The organism is Actinomadura sp. HBU206391, from assembly GCF_014323665.1.
Classification (GTDB): Bacteria; Actinomycetota; Actinomycetes; order Streptosporangiales; family Streptosporangiaceae; genus Actinomadura_C.
In genome coordinates this window covers 12183-37159 of sequence record NZ_JABVEB010000044.1, presented here as the reverse complement: position 1 = coordinate 37159, position 24977 = coordinate 12183, and the positions used below count along the sequence as shown (strand labels likewise).

Annotated in this window: 27 protein-coding genes and 1 riboswitch; of the genes, 15 read left to right on the top strand and 12 right to left on the bottom strand. The window is 70.8% G+C overall.

The window, feature by feature from the left end:
* The first annotated feature begins 12 nt into the window (after positions 1 to 12).
* The 7 genes from HKK72_RS16365 (at position 13) to HKK72_RS16335 (ending at position 6214) form a co-directional block, all read left to right on the top strand.
* Positions 13 to 684: a FadR/GntR family transcriptional regulator gene (locus tag HKK72_RS16365; RefSeq protein WP_187235231.1), complete on the top strand. Its 672-nt coding sequence runs from the start codon at positions 13 to 15 to the stop codon at positions 682 to 684.
* A gap of 97 nt (positions 685 to 781) precedes the next feature.
* On the top strand, positions 782 to 1786 hold the full coding sequence (locus HKK72_RS16360; protein ID WP_315987290.1) for a LacI family DNA-binding transcriptional regulator: 1005 nt from the start codon (positions 782 to 784) through the stop codon (positions 1784 to 1786).
* Between the two features lie 32 nt (positions 1787 to 1818).
* The gene (locus HKK72_RS16355) at positions 1819 to 2769 is read left to right on the top strand and encodes an ABC transporter ATP-binding protein (protein WP_187235229.1); all 951 of its coding nucleotides are present in this window, start codon (positions 1819 to 1821) and stop codon (positions 2767 to 2769) included.
* Positions 2766 to 3698, top strand: a complete 933-nt coding sequence (locus tag HKK72_RS16350) for an ABC transporter permease (RefSeq protein ID WP_187235228.1) — start codon at positions 2766 to 2768, stop codon at positions 3696 to 3698. The genes HKK72_RS16355 and HKK72_RS16350 overlap by 4 nt, the downstream gene beginning before the upstream one ends.
* Positions 3695 to 4561, top strand: a complete 867-nt coding sequence (locus HKK72_RS16345; protein ID WP_187235227.1) for an ABC transporter permease — start codon at positions 3695 to 3697, stop codon at positions 4559 to 4561. Before HKK72_RS16350 ends, HKK72_RS16345 begins: the two co-directional genes overlap by 4 nt.
* Positions 4558 to 5325 (top strand): SDR family NAD(P)-dependent oxidoreductase, encoded by a 768-nt coding sequence (locus tag HKK72_RS16340; RefSeq protein WP_187235226.1) that lies wholly within the window; start codon positions 4558 to 4560, stop codon positions 5323 to 5325. Before HKK72_RS16345 ends, HKK72_RS16340 begins: the two co-directional genes overlap by 4 nt.
* 109 nt (positions 5326 to 5434) lie before the next feature.
* Positions 5435 to 6214, top strand: coding sequence for a DUF72 domain-containing protein (locus HKK72_RS16335; RefSeq protein WP_187235225.1), 780 nt, complete (start codon positions 5435 to 5437; stop codon positions 6212 to 6214).
* Positions 6215 to 6252: 38 nt separating this feature from the next.
* On the opposite strand, the gene HKK72_RS16330 is transcribed toward HKK72_RS16335, so the two are convergent.
* Both HKK72_RS16330 and ftsH read right to left on the bottom strand, forming a co-directional pair.
* A complete protein-coding gene (locus HKK72_RS16330) occupies positions 6253 to 7185 on the bottom strand; it encodes a DUF6891 domain-containing protein (RefSeq protein ID WP_187235224.1) in 933 nt (310 codons plus the stop codon).
* A 56-nt stretch (positions 7186 to 7241) separates the two neighbouring features.
* Complete coding sequence (ftsH, locus tag HKK72_RS16325) at positions 7242 to 9224, bottom strand: ATP-dependent zinc metalloprotease FtsH (protein ID WP_187235223.1); 1983 nt, start codon at positions 9222 to 9224, stop codon at positions 7242 to 7244.
* Positions 9225 to 9402: 178 nt separating this feature from the next.
* Positions 9403 to 9521: riboswitch (TPP riboswitch) on the bottom strand.
* A gap of 220 nt (positions 9522 to 9741) precedes the next feature.
* Between ftsH and HKK72_RS16320 the strand changes: the two genes are divergently transcribed.
* The 3 genes from HKK72_RS16320 to HKK72_RS16310 all read left to right on the top strand — a co-directional run bounded on the left by HKK72_RS16320 (position 9742) and on the right by HKK72_RS16310 (position 11982).
* Positions 9742 to 10128 (top strand): YciI family protein, encoded by a 387-nt coding sequence (locus tag HKK72_RS16320; protein WP_187235222.1) that lies wholly within the window; start codon positions 9742 to 9744, stop codon positions 10126 to 10128.
* An 82-nt stretch (positions 10129 to 10210) separates the two neighbouring features.
* Entirely contained in the window at positions 10211 to 10747 is a 537-nt protein-coding gene (locus HKK72_RS16315) for a SigE family RNA polymerase sigma factor (RefSeq protein WP_187235221.1), read from the top strand.
* On the top strand, positions 10744 to 11982 hold the full coding sequence (locus HKK72_RS16310; RefSeq protein WP_187235220.1) for a hypothetical protein: 1239 nt from the start codon (positions 10744 to 10746) through the stop codon (positions 11980 to 11982). The genes HKK72_RS16315 and HKK72_RS16310 overlap by 4 nt, the downstream gene beginning before the upstream one ends.
* Positions 11983 to 12039: 57 nt before the next feature.
* On the opposite strand, the gene HKK72_RS16305 is transcribed toward HKK72_RS16310, so the two are convergent.
* The 3 genes from HKK72_RS16305 to HKK72_RS16295 form a co-directional block, all read right to left on the bottom strand.
* The gene (locus tag HKK72_RS16305; RefSeq protein WP_315987289.1) at positions 12040 to 12507 is read right to left on the bottom strand and encodes a hypothetical protein; all 468 of its coding nucleotides are present in this window, start codon (positions 12505 to 12507) and stop codon (positions 12040 to 12042) included.
* A gap of 76 nt (positions 12508 to 12583) precedes the next feature.
* Entirely contained in the window at positions 12584 to 12763 is a 180-nt protein-coding gene (locus HKK72_RS16300) for a DUF397 domain-containing protein (protein ID WP_187235219.1), read from the bottom strand.
* A complete protein-coding gene (locus HKK72_RS16295; protein ID WP_187235218.1) occupies positions 12754 to 13554 on the bottom strand; it encodes a helix-turn-helix domain-containing protein in 801 nt (266 codons plus the stop codon). The genes HKK72_RS16300 and HKK72_RS16295 overlap by 10 nt, the downstream gene beginning before the upstream one ends.
* A gap of 126 nt (positions 13555 to 13680) precedes the next feature.
* Here HKK72_RS16295 and HKK72_RS16290 point away from each other — a divergent pair, with 126 nt between their 5' ends.
* Entirely contained in the window at positions 13681 to 14514 is an 834-nt protein-coding gene (locus HKK72_RS16290) for an ATP-binding protein (RefSeq protein ID WP_187235217.1), read from the top strand.
* Positions 14515 to 14538: 24 nt separating this feature from the next.
* On the opposite strand, the gene HKK72_RS16285 is transcribed toward HKK72_RS16290, so the two are convergent.
* Together HKK72_RS16285 and HKK72_RS16280 are read right to left on the bottom strand one after the other, a co-directional pair.
* Positions 14539 to 14682: a hypothetical protein gene (locus tag HKK72_RS16285; protein ID WP_187235216.1), complete on the bottom strand. Its 144-nt coding sequence runs from the start codon at positions 14680 to 14682 to the stop codon at positions 14539 to 14541.
* Between the two features lie 165 nt (positions 14683 to 14847).
* A complete protein-coding gene (locus HKK72_RS16280) occupies positions 14848 to 15609 on the bottom strand; it encodes a polysaccharide deacetylase family protein (protein ID WP_261986874.1) in 762 nt (253 codons plus the stop codon).
* A 110-nt stretch (positions 15610 to 15719) separates the two neighbouring features.
* Here HKK72_RS16280 and HKK72_RS41030 point away from each other — a divergent pair, with 110 nt between their 5' ends.
* Together HKK72_RS41030 and HKK72_RS41025 are read left to right on the top strand one after the other, a co-directional pair.
* Positions 15720 to 16304 carry a hypothetical protein gene (locus HKK72_RS41030; RefSeq protein ID WP_187235214.1) on the top strand — a complete coding sequence of 195 codons (585 nt, stop codon included), beginning with the start codon at positions 15720 to 15722 and terminating at the stop codon, positions 16302 to 16304.
* Between the two features lie 62 nt (positions 16305 to 16366).
* Positions 16367 to 17149 carry a helical backbone metal receptor gene (locus tag HKK72_RS41025; protein ID WP_315987288.1) on the top strand — a complete coding sequence of 261 codons (783 nt, stop codon included), beginning with the start codon at positions 16367 to 16369 and terminating at the stop codon, positions 17147 to 17149.
* Between the two features lie 43 nt (positions 17150 to 17192).
* Here HKK72_RS41025 and HKK72_RS16265 read toward each other — a convergent pair whose 3' ends face one another.
* The 5 genes from HKK72_RS16265 to HKK72_RS16245 all read right to left on the bottom strand — a co-directional run bounded on the left by HKK72_RS16265 (position 17193) and on the right by HKK72_RS16245 (position 21116).
* Positions 17193 to 17939: an enoyl-CoA hydratase/isomerase family protein gene (locus HKK72_RS16265; protein ID WP_187235213.1), complete on the bottom strand. Its 747-nt coding sequence runs from the start codon at positions 17937 to 17939 to the stop codon at positions 17193 to 17195.
* A complete protein-coding gene (locus HKK72_RS16260) occupies positions 17936 to 18859 on the bottom strand; it encodes a 3-hydroxyacyl-CoA dehydrogenase family protein (protein WP_187235212.1) in 924 nt (307 codons plus the stop codon). The genes HKK72_RS16265 and HKK72_RS16260 overlap by 4 nt, the downstream gene beginning before the upstream one ends.
* A complete protein-coding gene (locus HKK72_RS16255; RefSeq protein WP_187235211.1) occupies positions 18856 to 19755 on the bottom strand; it encodes a cytochrome c biogenesis CcdA family protein in 900 nt (299 codons plus the stop codon). Before HKK72_RS16255 ends, HKK72_RS16260 begins: the two co-directional genes overlap by 4 nt.
* A 10-nt stretch (positions 19756 to 19765) precedes the next feature.
* Positions 19766 to 20368, bottom strand: a complete 603-nt coding sequence (locus HKK72_RS16250) for a TlpA family protein disulfide reductase (RefSeq protein WP_187235210.1) — start codon at positions 20366 to 20368, stop codon at positions 19766 to 19768.
* Positions 20369 to 20459: 91 nt separating this feature from the next.
* Positions 20460 to 21116: a TlpA family protein disulfide reductase gene (locus HKK72_RS16245; RefSeq protein WP_222720783.1), complete on the bottom strand. Its 657-nt coding sequence runs from the start codon at positions 21114 to 21116 to the stop codon at positions 20460 to 20462.
* 208 nt (positions 21117 to 21324) lie between these two features.
* On the opposite strand from HKK72_RS16245, the gene HKK72_RS16240 reads away from it, so the two are divergent.
* Positions 21325 to 21639 carry a threonine dehydratase gene (locus tag HKK72_RS16240; protein ID WP_261986873.1) on the top strand — a complete coding sequence of 105 codons (315 nt, stop codon included), beginning with the start codon at positions 21325 to 21327 and terminating at the stop codon, positions 21637 to 21639.
* A 41-nt stretch (positions 21640 to 21680) separates the two neighbouring features.
* Positions 21681 to 24932 (top strand): formate dehydrogenase, encoded by a 3252-nt coding sequence (gene fdh / locus HKK72_RS16235; RefSeq protein WP_187235209.1) that lies wholly within the window; start codon positions 21681 to 21683, stop codon positions 24930 to 24932.
* Positions 24933 to 24977: the final 45 nt, after the last annotated feature.

The window sequence follows — 24977 nt, the reverse complement described above, 5'->3', positions numbered from 1 at the left end:
AGGCGCGAGGCGATGGCGGTCACCGACGAGGCGATCGAAAAGATCAAAGAAATGATCGTCTCGGGCAGCCTGCTCCCGGGGCAGCGGCTTCCCCGGGAGGTCGACCTGGCGGCTCAGCTCGGCCTGTCGCGCAACTCCCTGCGCGAGGCCGTCAAGGCGCTGTCGCTCATCCGGGTGCTCGACGTCCGGCAGGGCGACGGCACCTATGTGACGAGCCTGGAGCCGAGCCTGCTGCTCGACGCGCTGAGCTTCATCGTGGACGTGCACCACGACGCCACCGTGCTGGAGTTCTTCGAAGTGCGCCGCTTCCTCGAGCCTCAGGCGGTCGCCCTGGCGGCGACGAGGATCGGCGACGACGAGGTGGCGGCGCTGCGTGAGCATCTGTCGCTCGTCTCGGCCGATTCCACGTCCGAGGAACTGGTCGCCAGCGACCTCGAGTTCCACCGCCGGATCGTCGTGGCGTCGGGCAACTCGGTGCTCTGCTCTCTGCTCGAGAGCCTCGCCGGCCCGACCATGCGCGGCCGGATATGGCGCGGGCTGACGCAGGAAGGCGCGTGGGAACGAACGCACGCCGAGCATCACGCGATCCTCGACGCGATCGCGGACAGGCAGCCTGACGTGGCCAGGGCGTGGGCCGAAGTGCACGTGGCCGGTGTCGAGCAGTGGCTCAGGAAGGCCCTCTAGCGCCGTCCCTTGACAAGTTCCACAAACGTTTTCATCGTGGAGCGAGATGGACGGAACATCCGAAGCCTCTCGTTCCGGTCAGAGCGGGAGCCACGCCGTGACGGGCCCCGCGCGCCCGGGCGGCGCGGTGACGATCCGGGCCGTCGCCGGTCTGGCGGGCGTGTCGCCGTCCACGGTCTCCCGCGCGCTCAACGCTCCAGAGCTGGTCAACGCCGTGACACGGCGTCGCGTGCTCGAAAGCGCCGAACGGCTCGGCTACCAGCCCAACCGCGCGGCGCGTTCCCTCGTCCTTGGACGGACCGCCAACCTCGGGCTGATCGTGCCCGACATCGCCAACCCGTTCTTCGCCCCTTTCATCAAGGCCGTCCAGTCCCGGCTGCGCGACTCCGACTACGCGCTGTTCCTCGCCGACACCGATGAGGACCGCGCCACCGAGGTCGCGCTGGCCGAGGCCATGGCCGAACAGGTCGACGGCCTGATCCTGTGCTCGCCGCGGTTGCCGGCCGCCCGGCTGCATGCGACCGCGGCGCGCACCCCCGTGGTCGTGGCGTACCGGCTGAACCGCACGATTCCCTCGGTCGGGATCGACCACGGGCCCGGAATCGAGCAGGCCGTGACGCACCTCCGCGCCCTCGGACACCGGCGCTGCGCCTACCTCACCGGGCCGCGCGGCTCGTGGTCCAACCGCCAGCGACTCCGTCATCTGACCGCCGCGTGCTCGGCCCAGGGGATCCGGCTCACGGTGCTGGGTCCGTACGAACCTCGCTTCAGCGGCGGCTACCGGGCCGCCGACGAGGTGCTGACCGCCGAGGTCACCGCGGTACTCGCCTACAACGACCTCATCGCGCTCGGTGTCATGTCGCGGCTGGCCGACCGCCGCGTCGGAGTGCCCCGTGACATCAGCGTCATCGGCGTCGACGACATCCCGATGGCGTCGATGACCTCCCCGCCCCTCACCACGGTGTCCGTTCCCATCGCCGGCGTGGCCCAGGCCTCCGCCTCCATGCTCCTGTCCCTGCTCGGCGCGGCGGCACCGCGGCGAGCGGGCCCCCCGGACCTGGCGACGCGCCTCGTCATTCGGAGCACGACCGCGCCGGTCTGAGCCCGGTCGTGCCGAAGGAGGACCGAATCCCCATGAGATCCCGACGCACGATCCGCACCGGTGTCCTGGCGGCCTGCCTCACCGCCGGGCTCGTGGCCTGCGGCGCATCACCCTGCCGCAACGTGGGGTTCGGGCTCGCGGTACGGCGCGTCGGCAAGGCCGAGACGGCCCGGCGGGTGGACGAGGCCCTGGAACTGGTCGAGCTCACCGGCCACGCCGACAAGCTGCCCGGACAGCTCTCCGGCGGCCAGCAGCAGCGGGTCGCGATCGCGCGGGCGATCGTGGTCGGGCCCCGCCTGGTGCTCATGGACGAGCCGCTGTCCAACCTGGATGCCAAGCTGCGGCTGCAGATGCGCACCGAGATCAGGAAGATGCACCAGTCGCTCGGCCTGACCACCGTCTACGTCACACACGACCAGGAGGACGCGCTCGCCCTCGCGGACCGGCTCGTGGTCCTGCGCGATGGCCGCGTCGAGCAGATCGGCACGCCCGAGGAGGTCTACACCTATCCCGCGAGCGTCTACATCGCCGGTTTCATGGGCTACCGCAACCTGTTCGAGCTGCCGGTCATCGCGAGGCAGGAGGAGCGGGTCGTCGTCGGCGACGCCGGGCTGCGGCTCACCGGTGTCGCGCAGGGGCCGGCCTCCGGTGTGGCGCAGGGACCGGCCTCTGGGGTTGCGACGGCCACGGCCTCCGAGGCCGCGAAAGGCGCGGCCTCCCGTGCGCGGGTCATCGCCGCGGTCCGCCCTGAGGACTTCCGGCTGAGCACCGGCCGGTCGGACCGGCCATCGGGCAACTCCGTGCGCGTGCGCACTGAGGTGGTGGAGTTCCACGGTCGCGAACTGGCTGCCGAAGGCGTCACCGAGACCGGCCAGGTGGTCCATTTCCGGCTGCCGGAGCGGGTGCGGCCGGGCGACGACCTCGAGCTGACGGTGCCCGCCGAAAGGGTGCTCGTGTTCGACGCCGCAGGCGGTGCGGCATGACCGCCACGCGCACCGCCGCTCCGGACACCGGCCGCCCCGGCCGGGCGCGCGCCGGGCTGCGGCACCGTCTCGCCGAGCGCGGCGTCGACCGGGTGCTGCTGCTCCTCGCTCCCGCCGTCATCACGATCCTGCTGCTGTTCCTCTACCCGATGCTGTACGGCGTCGGTCTGTCGGTGCAGCCGCAGTCCAGCGGGGGCGCCTTCGCCAACTACACGGCGTTCTTCGGCGACTCCTACCAGAGCGGGACGGTGTGGAAGACCCTGCGGCTGGCGCTGCCCGCCGCGCTCATCAACGTCGGCGCGTCCGTGCCCATCGCCTACCGGCTGCGTGGACGGTTCCGGGGCAAGCGCGTGTTGACCGCGATCCTGGTCCTTCCGGTCACGCTCGGGACGGTGCTGGTCGCGGACGGTCTGCTCCGCTATCTCGGGCCGAAAGGCTGGTTCAACCGAGTGCTGCTCGACCTCGGCATCGTCGACGAGCCGGTACGCCTGATCTACAACTACTGGGGCGTGCTGCTCTCGCTGATCATCACCGGGTTCCCGTTCGCGTTCCTGCTGGTGCTCGCGTACATGTCCGGCATCGATCCGACGCTGGAGCGGGCCGCGGCGACGCTCGGCGCGAGCCCCTGGCAGCGGGTGCGCCGGATCACCCTGCCGCTGCTGGCGCCGGGCCTGGCGACGACGTTCGTGCTCGCCTTCGTGCTGGCGTTCTCGGTCTTTCCGTCCGCCAACCTGGTCGGCGAGCCGGCGAACGAGACGCGGGTCATGGCCATCGCCGCGTATCAGTCCGCCTTCGAGAAGTACGACTACTCGATGGCCTCGACCATCGCGGTGCTGATGGGCGTGTTCGAACTGATCGTGATCGGCGCCGCGCTGCTGTGGCGCGGCCGCCTCTACACGGGGCCGGCGGCGGGAGGCAAGGGCTCATGAGCGTCACGGGTGTTCCGCTCCGTCCCCGCGGGCGCTCGCACCTGCGCGGCGTGCTCGGCGTCGTCGTCTGGGCGGTGGTGGCGTTCTTCCTGCTCAACCTGGCCGCCCTCATCCTGTCGGTGGTCGTCAACTCCTTCGGCCGGAACTGGTTCGCGGGGTGGCTGCCGCAGGGCTTCACCACCGCCTGGTACACCGAGGCGTGGCGGGAGTTCGGGCTGGGCCAGGTGCTGCTGGTCACCGTGGAGGTCGCGCTCGCGGTGGTCGTGCTCGCCCTGCTGTTCGGCGTGCCGGCCGCCTACGCGCTGGCCCGGCGGGACTTTCCCGGCCGGCGGGCCGTCATGCTGCTGTTGTTCCTGCCGGTCGTGCTGCCGCCGATCACGTATGGGATCCCGCTCGCCACGGTCCTCTACAAGTTCCACCTGGCGGGGACGATGACCGGTGTGATCGCCGCCAACCTGGTGCCGGCCCTGCCGTTCGTCATCCTCGTGATGACGCCGTTCGTCGAGCAGATCGACACCAACGTCGAGGCCGCCGCCCGGATGTGCGGAGCCGGCACGCGCCAGGTCTTCACCCGCGTCCTCGTGCCCCTGCTCGTCCCCGGCATCCTGGCCGCCGGCATCCTCGTCCTCGTCCGTACGGTCGCGATGTTCGAGCTGACCTTCCTCGTGGCCGGGCCGGACAGCCAGACCCTCGTCGTCGCCCTCTACAGCGCCGCCTTCACACCGGGCATCCGTGCCGCGCAGGCCATCGACGCCATGGCGGTGCTCTACACGGCACTCTCCTCGGTGCTGCTGGTTCTCGCTCTGATATTCGTGAACCCAACGCAGATCGTCGCGCAGGTGAAGGAGGCCACCGCGGAATGAGCGAGGCACGTTTCGACTACACGGGGGAGCGGGTCCTGGTGACGGGCGCGGCCGGCATGATCGGGCGAGCGCTCGTCTGCGGTTTCGCCCGGGCCGGGGCCGACGTGCTGGCGGTGGACCTGGACCCGGAGGGCCTGAAGGTCTTCGGCGACCTGCCGGCGGTCACCACGGTGGCCGGAGACCTGGCCCGCGAGGACTTCGCCGACGAGGTGTTCGCCCGGATCGACCGCGCGGGCGGGCTGGACGTGCTCGTGAACAACGCCGCCATCACCGGGAACCGCACGCCGCTGATCGACATCGGCGCCCGGCAGTGGGACGAGGTCATCGCGGCGAACCTGCGCTCGGTCTACCTGCTGTCGGTACGGGCGGCGCGGCACTGGCGGGACGCCGGGCGGGGCGGCGTCATCATCAGCCTGTCGTCGCCCGGAGCCTCCCGCGCGCACGAGAACCAGAGCGCCTACGACGTCACCAAGGCCGGGATCGAGGCGCTCACCAGGTCGATCGCGGTCGAGCTGGGCGGCGCGGGGATCCGGGCGGTCTGCATCGCGCCGGCGAGTGTGGTCGGCGACGTACGGGCCGCCGCCGACCTGCCGACCGGGCGCACCACGGGCCCGGACGAGGTGGCCGACGCCGCGCTGTTCCTCGGTTCGCCCGCGGCCGGGCAGCTAAACGGCAGCACGCTGTTGCTCGACGGCGGCCTGCTCGCGCGGCTGCGCACCGACCCGTCACAGGAGCAGGCGACGCACCAGCTGAAGCCGGAATGACACCGGGACCAAGGTCCCGGCGCGGCGGGCCGCGCGCCCCTGGTCACGGCTGTGCGAAGGGGCGCAGGCTGGTCGGGGAGTCGTACCGCTGTGACCCCGAGGAGCCGTCATGCCGATGCTCGTCGGCACCTCCGGTTGGCAGTACGCCGACTGGCGTGGCGTGCTCTATCCGCATGGCCTGCCCCAGCGAGTCTGGCTGGAGCGTTACGGCGAGTGTTTCGACACGGTCGAGAACAACAACGCCTTCTACCGGCTGCCGACGCGGGAGATCTTCGAGAGCTGGCGCGACCGGACGCCGCCCACGTTGGTGATGGCGGTGAAGGCGAGCCGTTACCTCACCCATGTGAAACGGCTGAAGGAGCCCGAGGAGCCCGTGCGGCGGCTGCTGGGCGCGGCCGCCGGTCTCGGCTCGAAGCTCGGACCGATCCTCGTGCAGCTTCCGCCCACACTGCAGGCCGAGCCGGAACGGCTGGCGGCGTGCCTGCGCTGCTTCCCCGCGGAAGTCCGGGTGGCCGTCGAGCCGCGGCACGCCTCATGGTGGACCGAGGACGTTCGTGAGCTGCTGACGCGGTGCGGTGCCGCGCTGTGCTGGACCGACCGCCTCGGCCGGCCGCTCACCCCGCTGTGGCGCACGGCCCGCTGGGGGTACGTGCGGTTTCACGAGGGGATGGCGCATCCGCCGCCGAGCTACGGCGACCAGGCCCTGCGGAGCTGGCTGCAGCGCGTCTGCGCTACCTGGGACGACGACCAGGACGTCTTCGTCTACTTCAACAACGACTCGGGCGGCGCGGCCGTGCGCGACGCCGCCCGGTTCGCCGATTTCGCCCGCGCGGCGGGGCGCACGGTGAGCCGTACCCCCGCGCTGTCGCGCGACGGGAGCCTGATGTGACGGGTGCCTGACGGGACGGGTCAGGGACGTGACCGCCGTCAGGACGGCAGGCGCCTGCGCCAGTCGAGCGGCGTGACGTGGATGCGCTCGCTCGCCGAGCCGGACCAGACGACCGGCAGCCCTGCCTCGGTGAGTGCGTCCACGACCTCCCGGCCGATCGCCGCGTCCTCGGCCGTGTCGTCGAACGCGCCATAGGCCAGCATCAGCCCTGCACCGGCCGCGGCCCTCTCGCTGTCCTGGGCGTGAAAGAAGACATACCCGCGGGCGTCCTCGTCGGCCTCTTCCCTGATCTCGGCGACGCCGCAGTTCTGGCAGCAGCTGAAGTTCATCTCCGCGGTGATGCCACGATCCCAGAGTCGGTCGAACGCGACCTCGACCCGGTCGGCGTCGGTGATCTCCGGCCATGTCTCCTGCTCGGCCAGCCGGGCCTGCCACAGCGGTGCGACGACGAGGCGTGCCTGCTCGGTCGTCACCGGCTGTTCGCCCGAGTCGGTGAAGTAGTCCGCCACCGACTCCACGATCTCCTCGTATCCGCCGAAACCGCCGCCGAGGAGTTCCATGGTCAGCTCCTCGGCCTCCTGAAGGGTGTCGGGGTCGAGGTCGGGCGGTGCGGGTGGTTGATGCCAGTCGTGGTCGCCGCGCCATGCCTTCTCCCCGCGGGCCCAGAGCAGGAACGCGGCGGTGATCTGCGACTGATCGTGAACGATCGCGGTGTGCGGCTGCTCGGCGAAGCCGTCGCGGACCTCGATCTCGTAGGGCCCTGCCCCTTCGCGCGAGGCCTGCAGATACACCTCAGGCCGGGCCGGGACGCGATCGGCCACCAGGTGGCCGGCGCCGGGTTCGCCGAGCCGTGCGATCAGGCCTGCGAGCTCCTCGGCGGAGATCTGGGAGTGCTCCAGCCCGTCCTCGGTGATGACGGTTATCGGCAGGCCCCCGGCTGTGCCATGCGGTGGGGTGTCTTCTTGTGACATGTCGGCATCCTGCCACCGGGCTCGGACGCGAAGCGGCACCTTCATCCATAGGGGCCTCACTTCTCGCTGAGATGCCGGGCGGGGACGGCCCGACCGGCAGCCCGGCGGGCCGAACCGTCCGCGGGCGGGTGGTTCCTCAGCACCTTGACGACGACATCGCCGTCGACGGTCTCGTCCTCGAGGAGGGTCGCCGCGAGCCGGTCGAGCGCGCCGCGATGGGCGTCCAGCAGGCCGGTGGCCCGTTGCTCGGCGTGGCGGAGGAGGCTCGCGACCTCGGCGTCGATGAGCTCCTGGGTGTGCTCGGAGTACGGCAGCCGCAGCGGCGTCTCCTCAGGCGCCTCACCGAGGCCATGGGGCGTCGTGGAGCCGTACCCCACGGGGCCGAGCGCCGGCGACAGGCCGAACTCGCGCACCATGCGCCCGGCGATCTGGGTGGCGCCGGCGAGATCGTTGGCCGCTCCGGTGGAGCCCTGCCCGAACACGACCAGCTCGGCCGCCCGGCCGCCGAGCCGTACGGTGAGCAGGTCGATCAGGTACGCCTCGCTGTAGAGGTGCCGCTCGGCCTCGGGAAGCTGCTCGGTCACGCCGAGCGCCACGCCGGCGGGCAGGATCGTCACCTTGGCGACCGGGTCGGCGTGCTCGCACAGCGCCGCGAGCAGCGCGTGGCCGGACTCGTGCACGGCCACCGCGTGCCGTTCGTCGGGCAGCAGCGCGTTCGAGGCCTCACGGCGGCCCAGCAGCACCCGGTCACGGGCCTGGTCGAGATCATTGGCATCGATGACGGTCCGTCCGGCCCGCACCGCGTTGATGGCCCCCTCGTTCGCGAGGTTGGCCAGGTCGGCGCCCGAGAAGCCCGGTGTGCCACGCGCGATCACATCCAGATCGACGTCCGGCGCCAGGCGCTTGCCCATGGCGTGGACGGACAGGATCGCGGCCCGTTCGGACTGGTTGGGCAACGGCACAGTGACCTGGCGGTCGAACCGGCCCGGCCGCAGTAGCGCGGCGTCCAGGGACTCCGGCCGGTTGGTGGCGGCGAGGACGACGATGCCGCTGCCCTGGTCGAAGCCGTCCATCTCGGCGAGCAACTGGTTGAGGGTCTGTTCGCGCTCCTCGTGCCCGCCCATCCCGATTCCGCCGCGCTTGCCGCCGATAGCGTCGATCTCGTCGATGAAGATGATCGACGGGGCACGTTTGCGCGCGTTGTCGAACATGTCGCGGACCCGGGAGGCCCCCACGCCGACGAACATCTCCACGAAGGCCGAGCCGGTCACGGACAGGAACGCCACTTCGGCCTCGCCCGCCACGGCGCGGGCCAGCAGCGTCTTGCCGGTGCCGGGCGGTCCGACCATGATCACGCCGCGCGGTGGCTTGGCGCCCGCGGCGCTGTACCGCCCGGGATCGCGCAGGAAGTCGACCATCTCGCTGATCTCCTGCTTGACACCGTCGTAGCCGGCCACGTCGGTGAACCGGGTGGTCGGCCGCTCCGCCTCGATGATCTTTGCCTTGGAGCGGCCGAATCCGCCGATGCCGCTCGCCAGTGACTGCTGACCGTGCCGGCCGAGCCACAGGAACAGCCCGAAGATGATGAACAGCGGAAGCAGGCTGAGCAGCAAGGAGCTCCATGACCCCCCGCTGCGCGTCGCGGTGATCTGGACGTGCTTGGCCTCCAGCCGCTGTGCGAGCTGGGTGTTCCCGAGGGCGGTCGGGATCTGGCTGGTGAACGACCTGCCGTCGGTCAGCTTTCCCTGCACGCCGCCCTTGTCGTCGATCGACACCGAGCTCACCTGACCGGCGTTCACCTTGGACATCAGGTCGCTGTAGGTCGCCCTCTGCTGCGCGGGTGGGGAGAACAGAGCCGGCCCGATCAGTAACAGGAACATGGTCGCGATCAACATGGGCAGCAGCCAGCGCTGCCACGGCGTCGGTTGCTCCGGCGGGGTCGGCGGCGGCTCGCCCGGCGGCCTCGGCGGTTCGCGCGGCGGCCTCGGCCGGGCCGATCTCGTCGCATGGCGGAACGGGAGCCGTACCCGAGTGGTCATCGGCGCCCGTACCGTGTCGTCGCGAGATGTCCTGCGCTCATATGGGGTCCCCCTGGGCCCGTCCCAACGGACCGGGCGGTCGCCTGGTCGTGGGCGCGCCATAGGCTTTGACCGGCTCGTTGCCGCGCGCGACGCTCGCCGCCCGAGCGGTCAGGATGCCTCGAACCGACCGTGGAAAAGACCTACGAGGCGATTTCCCTACGCCGGAATTGCCCGGATCAGGTGTTGGAGGTCGCCGTACGGCCTTTCGGCCTTCCGGCCTCTCAGCCCGTCCGTCGGACTCCTTCTTTCGAAGGTTGTCCGCTCGGAGCTCCCTCGCTCGTCTCGCAGGCCTACCTCATGCTGCCCACAACGGTCTGTTTCGTATCAGGGCCTAAGGTCCCGGGCATCTGGGACGTAACGCCCAATTTCTCCACCGGCACCCGCTCCCAGCGGCTCAAATATGGTGATTCCACAATCCGGTCGCGACCAGGCGAAGAACCCCGGCCGCCGACCCATGGAGAGGACGAGACGAACGATGCGATACATCCTGTTGCTCAAGACCGAGGAGAACCCCGCGATCGGCGCGCCGCCCAGGGAGCTCATGGACGCCATCACCGAGTACGGGGAAGAGGCGACCAAGGCGGGTGTGCTCCTCGACACCGCGGGACTCGCCCCGAGCGCTACGGGAGCCCGGGTGCGGCTGTCGGGAGGCAGGATCTCCGTGACCGACGGACCCTTCACCGAGTCCAAGGAGATGATCGCCAGCTATGCGCTGATCGAGGTGAACTCCAGGGAAGAGGCGATCAAGGCGGCCACGGACTTCATGGAACTGCACAGAAGGCACTGGGCGGGCTGGGACGGCGAGTCCGAGGTCCGCAAGCTGTTCGGACCGGAGGACTTCGGCCCGGGTGCCGCCCCTTAGTCCGCTGAGGTACGGCGAAGAACTTCGCCCAAGGTGCCAACCTGTGCTCTCCGACCGGCGTTTATAACGGGTGGGAGGTGCGATGGCGCGGTATGACGGGCTTGCGGAGTTCGTGGCCGCTCGGGAGCAGGCGCTGATGCGCTCGGCATATCTGCTCACCGGGGACGCGCATCTCGCCGAGGACCTGCTGCAGAGCGCGCTCGTACGTGTGGCGGTGCGCTGGCAGCGGGTGGCGACCTCGGGCAATCCGGAGGCGTACGTACGGAAGGTGCTCTACCACGAGCACATCGGGTGGTGGCGGAGCCGGGGCAGGCACCGGGACCATCCGAGCGCCGAGCCTCCCGAGCCGGAGGGCCACCCGGACTTCGCCGACGACTCGTTGCGCACGATGATGCTGTGGCAGGCACTGCGGCGGCTCGCGCCGCGGCAGCGCGCCGTCATCGTGCTGCGGTTCTACGAGGACTGCTCCGAGGCCGAGACGGCGACGCTGCTGGACTGCTCGATCGGCACCGTCAAGAGCCAGACCCACCGCGCGCTGTCCCGGCTGCGGGCCCTGGAACCGGGCCTTGCCGACCTCCTCGCCGACGCCGAGACCGCGACCACGGAGGTGGCCCGATGACCCGCCTGCACGACGCGCTGAACGAGCTGGCGGAGAGGGCGCCGCAGACCGACCTGGCCGGCCGCGTCGTGGCGGACGCCCGCGACCGTGCCCGCCGCCGCAACCGGACACGGCTCCTCGCGGTGCCCGCCGTGGCCGCCGGCGTGGCGGCGGTCGCCGTCGCCGGGTCACTGGCCGGCGGCGGCGAACCCAAGTCCAGGGAGGTGACGAGCCCGACGAAGAACGTGCTCAACACCGGCGCCCTTCCCGGGCCGCTGCCCGCCGGACCGGTCGAGCCGATGAAGTACGCCTTCCTCGACTTCTGCCGGCGGGTCGGGGACATGAGCCGGAACCCGCCCGCGGGCGAGTGCGCACAATGGCGGGTGGTCGGCAGGTCCGGCAGGCAGTGGCGCGTGGCCGACGGGCTCGGCGCCCACACGGTGCGGACGGACACGTACATGAACGGCTCCGCGCCGCTCCAGATCAGCGACGACGGGCGGCAGATCGCCTATTACCGTCAGGCGGACGAGCGGTTCGTCGTCCGGGACCTGACGTCCGGCCAGGTCGCGGTCGTCGCGCAGCGGGTTCCGGTGGCCGATCTGCACCGGACCCCGGCCGCGCTCGCGTTCTCGGGGGACGGCCGGCGGCTCGCCATCTCCTTCCACTCCGCCACGGCTGATCGTGCGCTGCTGGCCGACACCACGACCGGAAAAGTCCACAAGCTCCCCGGCAGCTGGGTGGTCGGCCTTGGCCGGGACGCCTCGACCGTCACCCTCGCCGAGAGCCGGAAGGGGCGCACGACGCTTCTGCTCGCCGGCCCTGACGGCGTGCTGCGCGAACGCGTGCGGCTCAGCCCCAAGGTGCATCTGGGCGGGGGAGGCAACATGGTCGCGCCCGACGGGCACACGCTCGCCACGCTGCCCGGCCTGCCGCCCGGAGTGCAAGACGGACCCGCGCCGCGACTCGATCGGGTCATGCTCGTGGACGTGCGCACCGGTAAGCCGGTCGGCACGCGGAAGGTTCAGATGCCCGGGAACACCTGGCCTGCCGCGCGCGTCGGATGGGCGGGCCGGTCGACCGTCTTCATCTCCACGGCCTGGCCGCTCGATGCCACGGCGCCAGACGCCGACCATCTGTTCACCATGGGCGAGCGAGGCCATCTCGCCGACCTGGAGACCGGGCGGGTGCGGGTCTTCGGCACCATCCTGCTCAAGGGCGGCCAGATCGAGACGGGGTTCGGCGGATTCACTCCCTGACACGAGAGAGGACGGGCCCGCACCGAAGGACTTCCGGAGCGAGATGCCGTGACGTCGCTAAGCCGCGGGGCCACCGGGCAGTCGCTCGGCGAGCCGATCGAGCCCGCCCTTGATCATCTGCCCATAGCCGTCATCTGGCAGGGCGCCGACGGCCGCGCGCCCGCGCCGCAGGTGGTCCCGCGCGCGATCGACATCGCCGAGCTTGCGGTACGCCTCGCCGAGGTTGAGGTGCAATGACGGATAGAAGGCACTGACCGGGCTCGTGACGCCTGCGTGCCGCGCCCGCTCGTCGGTGATCCGGTCGGCCGCCTCCAGAGCGCGCAGATCCCAGGCCAGTTCCTCGCGTACGTCGTCTTGCACATCGGCCATCGAGTGCGCGAGCGCGCATCGGTGGAGGGCGTCGCCGTCATCGCCGATCTCCTCCCAGAGGTCGGCGAACAGGCGCCGTGCGGCCGCCCGGTCGCCGCTGTGGCCCAGGCCGATGCCTTCGCCGATCCTGGCCATCGTCGCGTCGACCTCTGTCACGCGCTCTCCTCGCTGTGTCGTCACCGCCCACCACACGTGATCGGCAAGGCAACAAGCCACGTGACCGGGCGAGGGGTCAGTTCAACTCGGCGGTGAAGGCCCGGAAGGTCTTGCGGGGAAAGAAGAGGACGCCCCCCTCGGGGTTCTTGCTGTCGCGTACGGCGACCATTCCCGGCAGCGCCGCGAGCTCCACGCAGTTGCCACCGTTGTCCGTGCTGCGGCTGGACTTGCGCCACCGCAGACCGCTCAGGTCCATAGCTCATCCGCCGTTCTCGTGATGAGATCGGGCGACTGGTCGACGGGGAGTGCCCGAGACCGGATCGACTCGAACTTCTCTGTGAGAATCCTCAGGTCCTGTGGCTCGCCCGTGGTGACGCCGCGAGCGGCCGTGTCTATGTACGCTACCTCGGACCGATCCTCGAGCGTCGCGAGCACGAAGGAGCCACTGATCCCACGGTGCCGCCGGGACGGAATCACGTGGATGCTGACCCGCTCGGACGCAGCCTGGACCAGATGACGGAGCTGGGCGTACATGATCGCGGGGGAGCCGACCTCCCGGCGTAGGACCGTCTCGTCGAGTACGCAGACCAGTAGTGGCGGAGGCGGGTCCTCTCTGGTGAGGACGCTTTGGCGGGCGATGCGCGCCTCGACCGCCGCCTCGTCCCCGTACAACAGGTCGCGAGCGTAGTCTCCGGTCTGCAGCAGGCCATAGACCACAGAGAGTTCGAAGGCGCGAAGGAGCGTCGCCTCGGCCTCGTGGATCGGCCAGTCGAACCAGGGTGGATAGACGCTCGGCTTGAGCAGCCCGTCCCAGAGGCGGGTCAGCGCGCCCACCGTTTCCAGCGCGAGGTCGGCCGCCACGGCGAACCGCCGTTTCGGCATCTCCTGCGCCCGCTCGACCGCGCCGACGTACGAGCCGGTGTAGTCGGTCTTACTCCCCAGCTGGTCGTGTGACAGGCCCGCGCGCTCTCGGTAGGTGCGCAGCTCGGAACCGAAGAGGGCAAGCGGGGATGACGAGGGATCGAGAGGGCTGAAGCGCTTCGGCATGGCATCGCTCCGATGGCAAGGGGTGGCAACCGACCGGGCCCGAAGGGCGAATATTTCACAGAGTGTTAATAATCGATGACCGTCCGTGCTGATTCTGGGAAAGCCTGACCACAGGGGACAGAGCGCGTGGATGAGGTGATCGGGATGACGGCGGCCCCGTCGGTGAGCGGCGACCCGCACGACGTCCGCATCGGCGGCTTTCCCGCTTGGCCGTTACCGCTCGATGCCACGGGCGCGAGGATCGCGCGGTCGCTGGTGCGGACGGTGTTCGGCGAACTGGGCATGCCGGGGGAGCTGACGTACGACGCGACACTGGCGATCTCGGAGCTGGCCACGAACGCGTACGTGCACGGGTACGGTGGCGGGCGGCCCGCGACCGGGTCGCCGGCGGGACGCCCGGAGATGTGGGCGTACCTGCGCTGGGGAGCGCGGCCCGAGGTGGTCCTGAAGATCTTCGACTCAGGGCCCTGGCGGGAGATGGGCGCCGAAGGGCCCTCGCGACCACCGCTGACCGCGGAGAGCGGGCGTGGGCTGGAGGTGGCGCACGCATTGACCGCCGTACACGGCGGTCAATGGGGAACGCATCGGACCTGGTCGCGGCTCGGCGCTCGTCCGGTGACCGGCAAGGCCGCCTTCATCACCCTCCCCATTCCGTCCAGGTGTCCGGCGGCGACGATGCCGCTCCCGAGGTCCCCGCGCGAGACGGCCGACCGGATTCACCGCTTGCTCGAGACCCGAGGGCTGAACCGGTTGCAGCGGACGGAGGGCCATGGCATGACGGTGATCTGCGTACGGGCCGGTGTTCACATGTGGGTTCGAGAGGACGGGATCTTGCACTACGTGCCCGGCCGCGGCGGCGTACGCCTTGCGCTGTGCGACGGCATCGAGGCGGTCGAGCAGGTCGTTCGTCACTGCGCCGACCTCGATGCCACCTACGGCTCGCCGGAGAGGGGCCGTTAGAGGCGATTTGAGTTGTGTGTGTGCTCAGTCGAATAGGGCGTCGATCGAGTCCACCGTCGCGGCGAGTCGAATCCACGTGCCGAGCTGTTCCGGGTCCGTGCAGGCCGAGATCCGCTGACGTGCGTCATCGGTGACCGTGAGCCCACGCGCACGGACAACGGTGAGCACCGCCTCAGCCTTGCCCTCAGCCTTGCCCTCAGCTTCTTGGCCGAGAGATTACCGACGTTTGGGCAGGTGGAGCTGTTCTTTGGCGAATTACTGGTAGGAACAAATGGAGGTCAATTCGGTAAAGCGCATCAAATCGCTTCAGCTATGTTGGAAAAGACGGCCAGGTTAGAGGGCGATGAACTCCAGGCCGCGGTCCTTGAGCCGGGGGATCACCTTGCGCAGGGAGTTCAGCGTCTGCGAGCGATCGCCACCGCCGTCATGGCAGAGCAGGATGTCGCCGGCCTTGCCGCGCAGCAGCGAGCGGGTGATGCGGGTCGCGCCGGGGCGGGCCCAGTCCCGGGGATCGATGTCCCAGTCGATCGGCAGCATGCCGTGCTTGGCCGCCGTCTTCATCACGGCCGGCGACCAGTTGCCGCCCGGCGCGCGGAAGAGCTTCGGCGTGGTGCCGCCGACGTCCTGAATGTACCGATGGGCGTCTCTGATCTCGGCTTCGATGCGACGGGCGGGCAGCCGGGCGAGCGACACCGGATGGTGCATCGTGTGGTTGGCGACCTGATGACCCGCGGCCACGATCTCGCGCAGCAGCTCGGGAAACCGGCGGACCTCCTGGCCGATCACGCAGAACGTCGCCTGGACGTCGTGCCGCTCGAGCAGGGCGAGGACCTTCGGCGTCCATTCCCGGCTGGGGCCGTCGTCGATGGTGAGCGCGATCGAGCGCGGGGGAGCGTCCGGGCGGACGTCATGGATCTTGAAGGCCGGAGCCCGCCGCGCGGGCACGGGCTTCGGCTTGGGCTTGGGCCTCTTCTTCACCGCATGCGCCGGTCTGGGGCTCAGAACCGGCAGCGCCGAGGAGATCCGCGGGTCGGCCGGGGGAGCGTCGCCACGCAGCAGTACCGAACCGGTGGCGCTGACGCTGAAAGCGCCCAAAGCTCCTAGCCCTAGGGCCCGCCGACGACTCAGGTCGGTAGGAAGATCCATGCGCTCACCCTACGAGTCAGGGCCGCTCGCCGCCGGGCGGGTACCGAAGACGAAGACTAGTGGCGGCCCCCGAGGGCACGATCGTCACACTCACCCGAGCGCCGCGCGGCTCCAATCCCGAGTGGGACGCCTACTACGACGACATCACCGAGGGCTGGCGCATCTTCCTGGAGCAACTGCGCTTCGCCGTCGAGCGCCATGGGCTGTCCGAGCGGCGCACCATCATCTTCGACGGAGCTCTCGCCGATGGGCGTTCGCCGGCCGACGCGCTCGGCCTTGCCGAGGCGGCTGCGTTGCCGCCCGGCGCGCCCTACCGCGCCCCGGCGACCACGGGCGAGGAACTCAGCGGAACGGTCTGGGCACGCTCGCCCGGCCGGCTCGTGCTCACCGTGGAAGGCGTAGGCGACGGGCTGCTCGTCCTCGCGGAGCAGCCGAGCGCTCCGCACCGCCCCGCCGGCGGCGTGCTCGTCCTGCTGACCACCTACGGTCTGGACGACGCCGCCTTCGGCCGCGTCGAGGCCCGGTGGACCTCGTGGTGGGAGGCGCACCGCGCTCCCGCGCCCGCCGGAACACCCGGCGACGGCCCGGAGGACCAGCGCGCCGAGCAGCACGCCTCGCAGCCGGTCGGGCAGAACACCGAGTAGGCGGTCGGGCAGCACACCGGGCGCCCGGCTCGCCGAGACCGCGCCGGGCGTACGGTGCTGTGGTGACGACCTCGCGCGACGATCTCAAGCGACCCATCACGCTGCCCGGCGAGGTGCGGCGGGTGGTGTCGCTGGTGCCGTCGCTCACCGAGTCGGTCGCCGCCACCGCGCCGGGAGTGCTCGTGGGCGCGACCGACTGGTGCACCCATCCGGCCGGTCTCGACGTCGTACGGGTCGGCGGCACGAAGAACCCCGACGTCGAACGGATCCGGCTCCTGCGACCCGATGTGGTGCTGGCCAACGAGGAGGAGAACCGCGCCGCGGATCTCGACTCGTTGCGGGCGGCCGGGATCGCGGTGTGGGTGACGGTGATCCGCGACCTGGGCGAGGCGCTCGTCTCGCTGCGCCGCATGCTCACCGCGATCTGCGACCGTCCTGCGCCGCCATGGCTGGCGGACGCCGAGCGGGCCTGGAGCCGGCCGGCGCCGTGGCCCCGGCGCACTGCGGTCGTGCCGATCTGGCGGCGCCCCTGGATGGTGCTCGGCCGCGACACCTTCGCCGGTGACGTGCTGGCCCGCCTGGGCGTGGACGGCCTGTACGCAGGCCATGCCGAGCGCTACCCGAAGGTGGCGCTGACCGATCTGCGCGCCGCCCGGCCCGACCTCGTCGTGCTGCCCGACGAGCCCTACCGCTTCACCGCCGAGGACGGCCCCGAGAGCTTTCCCGGCCTTGACGTCGCGCTGGTCAGCGGACGACACCTGACCTGGTACGGCCCGTCGCTCGTGGAGGCGCCGGCCGTCCTCGCCGACGCGCTGCTCCACCCCGTACGAACCCCGGCCGGCTGACGTGGCCGGCCGCCGCACGGGCCGCACCACGGGCCGCCGGGGCTCAGGAGCGCTTGCGCCCGCGGTCGAGAAAGGCGGTCATCCGGTCGTGCTTGTCCTGGTCGGTGAACAGCACCGCCTGGGCGAGCATCTCCACGGCGGGGTGCGCGGCGTCCGGGGCGTCGATGGCGAGCTTGGTCAGGCGCAGTGCGAGGGGGGCCTGGGCGGCGAGCCGGTCGCACAGCCGGTGCGCGGCGTCCATCAGGTCCGCCGGCTCGGGCACGGAGTGGAGCAGGCCGGCCGAGTACGCCTCGGCCGCGGTCAGCCTTCGACCCGTCATGAGGATGTCCTTGGCCAGCGACTCGCCCACCAGCCGGGGCAGGCGGTAGGCGGCCCCGGCGCCGGCGACGATGCCCAGGCCGACCTCGGGCTGGCCGAAGACGGCACGCGGCGTGGCGAGCCGGAAGTCGCAGGCGTAGGCCAGCTCGGCGCCGCCGCCGAGCGCCCAGCCGTCGATCGCCGCGATGGTCGGCATCGGCACCCTGCGGAGCCGCTCGAACAGCCGCAGGTTGATCCCTTCGAGGGCCTCGGCCACTCCTCTGTCGCGCAGCTCGGCGATGTCGGCGCCTCCGGCGAACACGCCCTCCTGACCGGTCAGGATCGCGAGCCGTGGCCGCTCCTCGAGCTCGGAGCACACGTCGTGCAGCGCATCGATCATGGCCCGGTCGAGCGCGTTGCGTCGCTCCGGCCGGTTGAGCGTGACGACGAGGCGATCCTCGCGGGTGCGGTCCAGCTCTATGAGGTCGCTCATGCCCTGTCCTCCCGCCCGGCGGCATCGCCGGGGGTCGCTGCTCGGCCGCCGTCCGCGCGCCGCTCCTGCGCCGTCCAGTCGTAGAAGCCCCGGCCGGTCTTCTTGCCCAGGCGCCCCTCAGCGACCATGCGGACGAGCACGTCCGGCGGGGTGAACCGGGGCCCGAGGGTGTCGGCCAGATGGCGGGCTATGTCCAGGCGGACGTCGAGCCCGACCAGGTCGGTGAGCCGCAGCGGCCCCATCGGGTGGCGGTAGCCGAGCACCATGGCCTTGTCGATGTCCGCGGCCTCGGCGACGCCGTCCTCGAGCATGCGCATCGCCTCCAGGCCGATCGCGATGCCCAGCCGGCTCGTGGCGAAGCCGGGCGCGTCCTGGACGACGATCGACTCCTTGCCGAACGCGCCGACGAGCTCGCGGGCCGCGTCGAGCGTCTCCTCGCTGGTCCGCTCGCCCACCACGATCTCGACGAGCGGCATGGACCATACCGGGTTGAAGAAGTGCAGGCCGAGGAAGCGCCCGGGCCGCTCCAGCGCCGCGCCCAGCCCGGTCACCGAGAGGCCCGAGGTGTTGGTCGCCAGGATCCGCGGCCGCAGCCGCTCCATCGCGCCGAGCACGCCGCGCTTGAGTTCGAGCCGTTCGGGGACCGCCTCGATCGCCGCGTACGGCTCAGGTGCGGCGTCGGCCGGGTCGGATACGGCGGTGATCCGGCCGGGCAGTTCCTCGGCGAGGGCCGGGTCGAGGCGTCCCTTCGCCGCCGCCCTGCGCGCCGCCGCGCCGATGTTCTGTACGGCCGTGACGGCTCGTGGCCGATCCGGCTCGACCAGGGTGACCCTGTGGCCGGCCAGCGAGAGGACGTAGGCGATGCCGGTGCCCATCGTCCCGCCGCCCACCACGACGGCGTGGTGGTCGGAATCGGTCATCGGCTCTCCTCGGGTCGCAGGTGTTCGCCGATCTCAGTATCCCCGTCACCAGGCACCGACCGCGCACGGCGGGCCCGCGAGACGGCGCGCGCCCGCGCAGTCGCGGCGGCGGCCAGCACGAGGACGGCGAACGCGGCGGCGACCCACCCGATCCCGATCCGCTCCAACCACCCCGACACCGTGCCCTGAAGCTCGGTGGCCGCGGCCACGATCGGGTCGTCGGCGGGCGCGCCGGAGTTGACGCGCCACTCGTACCAGCCGTAGTAGGCGACGTAGATCCCGGCGACGAACAGCAGCGCTCCACTGACCCGGGAGACGTGCGGCAGCAGGCGCCGCAGCCGGGCGACCGCCGCCTGTCGCGCCAGCGCGACCATCATGGACAGCAGTCCGACGACCAGGCCCATGCCGACGCCGTACGCGACGAAAGCGCTGAGGCCGTCGAGCACGTTGCCGCTGCCCGATGCGATGCCGGTGACGGCGAGGAACGGCGCCACGGTGCACGAGAGGGACGCCACCGCGTACGAGGCGCCGTACCCGTACAGCGCGGCGAGTGAACCGGACGGCCCGCCCGTGCGCAGCCGCGGCAGCGGCAGCAGGAGCTCGCGGCCGGTCAGCAGCCGGGCGCCGAGCGCGGTCAGGGCGATCCCGACGACCACGGTCATCCAGGGCAGGTACTCGTGCGCCGACGCCGTCAGCGCCGACACCACGAACCCGAACACTCCGAAGACGGTGACGAACCCCGCCGTCATCAGCGTCGACAACCGCAGCGCCCGCCAGACCCCGCCCGCGCCCGGGTCGGCGACCAGGAGCGCCAGATAGGAGGGCAACAGCGCGAACCCGCAGGGGTTGAACGCCGCGACGAGGCCGGCCGCCAGTGCCAGCGGGATCTCGTCCATCGACCCCTCCCTACCCGCCCGCGAGTCCCCGCACCCGCTGTTCCAGCGCCGACGCGCTGAGCGGTCCCGAGTCACGGGTGGTGCTGCCGGCCCTGGTCATGAACACATACGACGACTGCGAGGTGACCTTGAAATGCTTGTAGAGGCGGCCCGTGCGGTCGTCGAGCTGGGTGATGTCCCCGGTGCCGGTGCGGGAGACGAACCGCCGCATCTGGTCCTTGCTCCTGTCCAGTCCGGCGACTCCGACGAAGGCGACGCGGTCGCCGTACTTCTCGGCGACCGCGGCGACATCGGGGCCCTCGGAGGCGCACTTGGGGCACCAGGGCGCCCAGAACCAGAACACCACCGGCCGTTCGGCCAGATCCGATCCGGTGAAGTGCCTGCCGTCCAGGGTCGTCCCCTCGAACCTCAGCTGGGCGGGCAGCGCCCGCAGCCGCCCGTCCCCGGGGCTCTGCCCCGGAGACGCCGCGCCGGTCGCGGCCGGAGCCGGAGACGATGCCCCGGTCGCCGTCCCGGCGCCCGTCTCGCCGTCAGTCCCGCCGTCGGTCCCGCTGCCGCCGCAGCCGGTCGCGAAGAACGCGGCCGCGGCCATTGTCATGGCGACCTTCCTCATGGGGTCACGGTAGTCGCCGGACCCCTTCCGAAACCTTACGGAATGAGAACCTCGGGTCGGGTGACGTCGCCTAAAGGACCGCGGACGGCCCTCACCGTCCGCCTGCGATCCTGCGTACGTGCTGTTCGAGCGCGGTCTCGCCGAGCCGCCCCGACTCGCGGGTGGCCGTGCCGTCGAGCGTCATGAACACGAAGGCGGGCACGCTGCTCACGCGGAAGTGCGCGAACAGCCTGCCGGTGCTGTCGTCGAGCTGGGTGATGTCGGCGTCGCCGGCGCCGGTCCGGGAGACGAACCGCCGCATCTGGTTCCTGCTGTCGCCGTGGCCCGCGACCCCGACGAAGGCGACGCGGTCGCCGTACTTCCTGGCCACGGCGGCGACGTGCGGCGCCTCGGCGACGCACTTGGGGCACCAGGGCGCCCAGAACCAGAACACCACCGGCCGTTCGGCCAGATCCGATCCGGTGAAGTGCCTGCCGTCCAGGGTCGTCCCCTCGAACCTCAGCTCCGGAGGCAGACTGCGCAGCCGCCTGCCGCCGGACCGGTCGGCAGGGCCCTCCCCGGCGTCGACCGGGGCCGATAAGGCGGACCGGGCCCGCATCACCGGGGCCGAGCCGCCCTCGCCGCAGCCGGCGCCGAGGAATGTCGCTCCGGCCATCGCCATGATCAGCGTGGTCATCAGCTTGTGACACGAACTTTTCAGCACGGTGAAGATCCGATCGTTGTCCGGGGCGCGTTCGTCGATCCCCACGCGTCCGCCGTACTCTCGTGGTCGCGCAACGTGGCGATCTGTTGCACAGCGTCACGGACGTCCGTAGGGAGATGTCCCCGCAGGAGACCGCCGTCAACCGGGGTGACGCAGCGAAACCCGAGGTGAGGGCGTTCGTGGTGCGTCGGATGGGGCAGGAACAAAGGGGCGGACCCGGAGGGGCCGGGCCGCACGGGGGAGGTACGAATCCATGACGACTCATGTTTCCTGCACGATGAACAACACCGAGCACGTTGGTCATGATCATGCCCACGGTCCGGGATGCGGTCACGTGTCGGTCCCCCATACCGATCACGTGGACTACTTCCACGACGGCCATCTGCACCGAATCCACGACGACCATGTCGATGAGTGCGAGGCCGAGGGCCACACTCAGCACAGAAGCCACACCCACATGCACGGAGACGGATGCGGCCACGTCGCCATCCCACACGGCGACCACATGGACTACATCCACGACGGATGCCGGCACGCCGAGCACGACGGTCATTGGGACGAGCACTGAGATCCGGCTAGGTGCGTCGACGCCGACCCGGGGGGAGCGCCATGGGCATGCGGAGCCGGATCAAGGGCTGGCCGGTGTACCGGCAGGCCACCGGTGGTGACTCGCTGGGCCGCGGCGCCGCGGTCCGGTCGCCGCGCACCGGATCGATCCAGCCGCGGGTCTCGACCGCCGACGCGGTGGTGAAGTCCGTCTGCCCCTACTGCGCGGTCGGCTGTGCGCAGAACGTCTATGTGTCCGAGGGCCGGGTCGTCCAGATCGAGGGCGATCCCGACTCGCCGGTGAGCCGGGGCAGGCTCTGCCCGAAGGGCTCGGCCACCCTGCAGCTCACCACAGGGCCGGGGCGGCGGCACACGGTGCTCTACCGCCGCCCGTACGGCTCCGACTGGGAGAGGCTGGATCTCGACACGGCGATGGAGATGGTCGCCGACCGGGTGATCCGGACGCGGAACGACACGTGGGAATGGGACGCCGATGACGTCCGGGTGCGGCGCACGCTCGGCATCGCGAGCCTGGGCGGGGCGACCCTGGACAACGAGGAGAACTACCTCATCAAGAAGCTGTTCACCGCTCTCGGCGTCGTCCAGGTGGAGAACCAGGCACGGGTCTGCCACAGCTCGACGGTGGCCGCGCTCGGCACGTCGTTCGGCCGGGGCGGGGCCACCATGTTCATGCAGGACCTGCAGAACTCCGACTGCATCGTCATCCAGGGGTCCAACTTCGCCGAGTCGCACCCGGTCGGGTTCCAGTGGGTGATGGAGGCCAAGGCACGTGGGGCCACGATCATCCATGTCGATCCGCGGTTCACCCGTACGAGTGCCCTGGCCGACATCTACGTGCCGATCAGAGCGGGGTCCGACGTCACGTTCCTCGGCGGGCTGATCAACCACGTGCTGGCCAACGACGCCTACTTCCGTGAGTACCTTCTCGCGTACACGAACGCGTCGACGATCATCACCGAGGAGTACCGCGACACCGAGGATCTCGACGGGCTGTTCTCCGGCTTCGACGAGCAGACCCGCCACTATGACTTCAGCACCTGGAAGTACGAGGGCATGGACGTCGTAGCCGCCTCGGGGGAGCGCGACGAGGGCCACGAGGAGCGCGTCCGGGAACGATCGGTGCGGATGACCCGTGCCGACACCTACGGAGCGGGCGGACCGGCGCTCAGGGGCGGCCCGCCGAACACCGACGAGACTCTGCGGCATCCACGCTGCGTGTTCCAGATCCTTAAGCGGCACTTCGCCCGCTACACCCCCGAGAAGGTGCGGGAGATCTGCGGGGTGGACCCCGAGCTGTTCGGCAAGGTCTGCGACGCGCTCGTCCGCAACTCCGGGCGCGACCGCACCAGCGCCTTCGCCTACGCGGTCGGCTGGACGCAGCACACGGTCGGCGCGCAGTACATCCGCGGCGCCTGCATCCTGCAACTGTTGCTCGGCAACGTCGGCCGCCCCGGCGGGGGCGTCCAGGCACTGCGCGGACACGCCAGCATCCAGGGCTCCAGCGACATCCCGACCATGTTCGACCAGCTTCCCGGCTACCTCCCGATGCCGCACGCCCACGCGCACGAGGACCTCGACTCCTTCGTCGCCGCCGACGCGGCCGAGAAGGGTCAATGGGGCAGGATGCGGTCCTACGCGGTCAGCCTGCTCAAGGCGTGGTGGGGCGACGCGGCGCAGGCGGGCAACGACTTCTGCTTCGACTACCTGCCCCGGCTGACCGGCAGTCACAGCACCTACGACACCGCGATCGCACAGCTCGACGGGCACTGCAAGGGTTACTTCCTGATGGGCGAGAACCCCGCCGTCGGTTCCGCCAACACCAAGGTGCAGCGCCTCGGCATGGCCAACCTGGACTGGCTGGTGGTGCGCGACTTCTCGCTGATCGAGAGCGCGACCTGGTGGAAGGACGGTCCCGAGATCGAGACGGAGGAGTTGCGGACCGAGGACATCGGCACCGAGGTCTTCTTCTTCCCGGCGGCGGCGCAGACCGAGAAGGACGGCACCTTCACCAACACCAACCGCTTGGTGCAGTGGCACGACGGGGCCGTCGTGCCGGCCGGCGATGCCCGCAGCGACCTGTGGTTCATGTACCACCTGGGGCGCCTCATCCGGGCCAGGCTCGCCGGGTCGGCCGACGAGCGCGACCGGCCCGTGCTCGATCTCACCTGGGACTACCCGGTGGAGGGCGAGATCGACGAACCCAGCGCGTCGGCGGTGCTGGCCGAGATCAACGGCTTCGACGGCATGGGCCGGCACCTGTCGTCGTACGACGAGCTCAGGGCCGACGGCTCGACCTCCTGCGGCTGCTGGATCTACTGCGGGATCTATGCAGGCGGCGTCAACCAGGCCGCTCGCCGCAAGCCGGCCACCGAACAGGACTGGATGGCCCACGAATGGGCCTGGGCCTGGCCGGCCAACCGCCGGATCCTCTACAACAGGGCCTCGGCCGACCCCGAGGGCCGGCCATGGAGCGACCGCAAGGCGCTGGTGTGGTGGGACGACCAGGCGGGCAGGTGGACCGGCCACGACGTGCCGGACTTCACCATCGACAAGCCGCCCTGGTACGAACCCGACCCGGACGCGACTGGGCCCGAGGGGCTGTCCGGCACCGACCCGTTCATCATGCAGGCCGACGGCAAGGGCTGGCTGTTCGTGCCGGCCGGCCTGGTGGACGGACCCCTGCCGACCCACTACGAGCCGCAGGACTCGCCGGTCGACAACGCGTTGTACGCGCAGCGGACGAATCCGGTCCGGCGGGTGTTCCCACGTGAGCACAACCGCTACCACCCGAGCGGCTCGGAACCAGGCTCGGAGGTGTTCCCCTACGTCATCACCACGAACCGGCTCACCGAGCACTTCACCGCGGGCGGGATGAGCCGCTGGCAGCCCTACCTCGCCGAGCTGCAACCGGAGTTCTTCTGCGAGGTCTCGCCCGAACTCGCCGCCGAGCGGGGGCTGGAACACCGGGGGTGGGCGACCATCGTCAGCGCGCGGAACGCCATCGAGGCCCGGGTGATGGTCACGGACCGGATGGTGCCGCTGCGGGTACAGGACCGGACCATCCACCAGATCGGCGTGCCGTACCACTGGGGCCGCAACGGCTACACCCGGGGCGACGACGCCAACTCCCTCGTGGCCATCGCCCTCGACCCCAACGGGCACATCCAGGAGGACAAGGCCCTGACCGTCGACATCCGGCCGGGCCGCAGGCCGCGAGGCCCCGCGCTGCCGGCGCTCGTACGCGAGTACCAGCGCAGGGCCGGCATCACCGACCGCACGGGCGCCGGGGTCTGAGCATGGGCACGAGCACGAACCTGTGGTCCGGCCCGGAGCCGGACG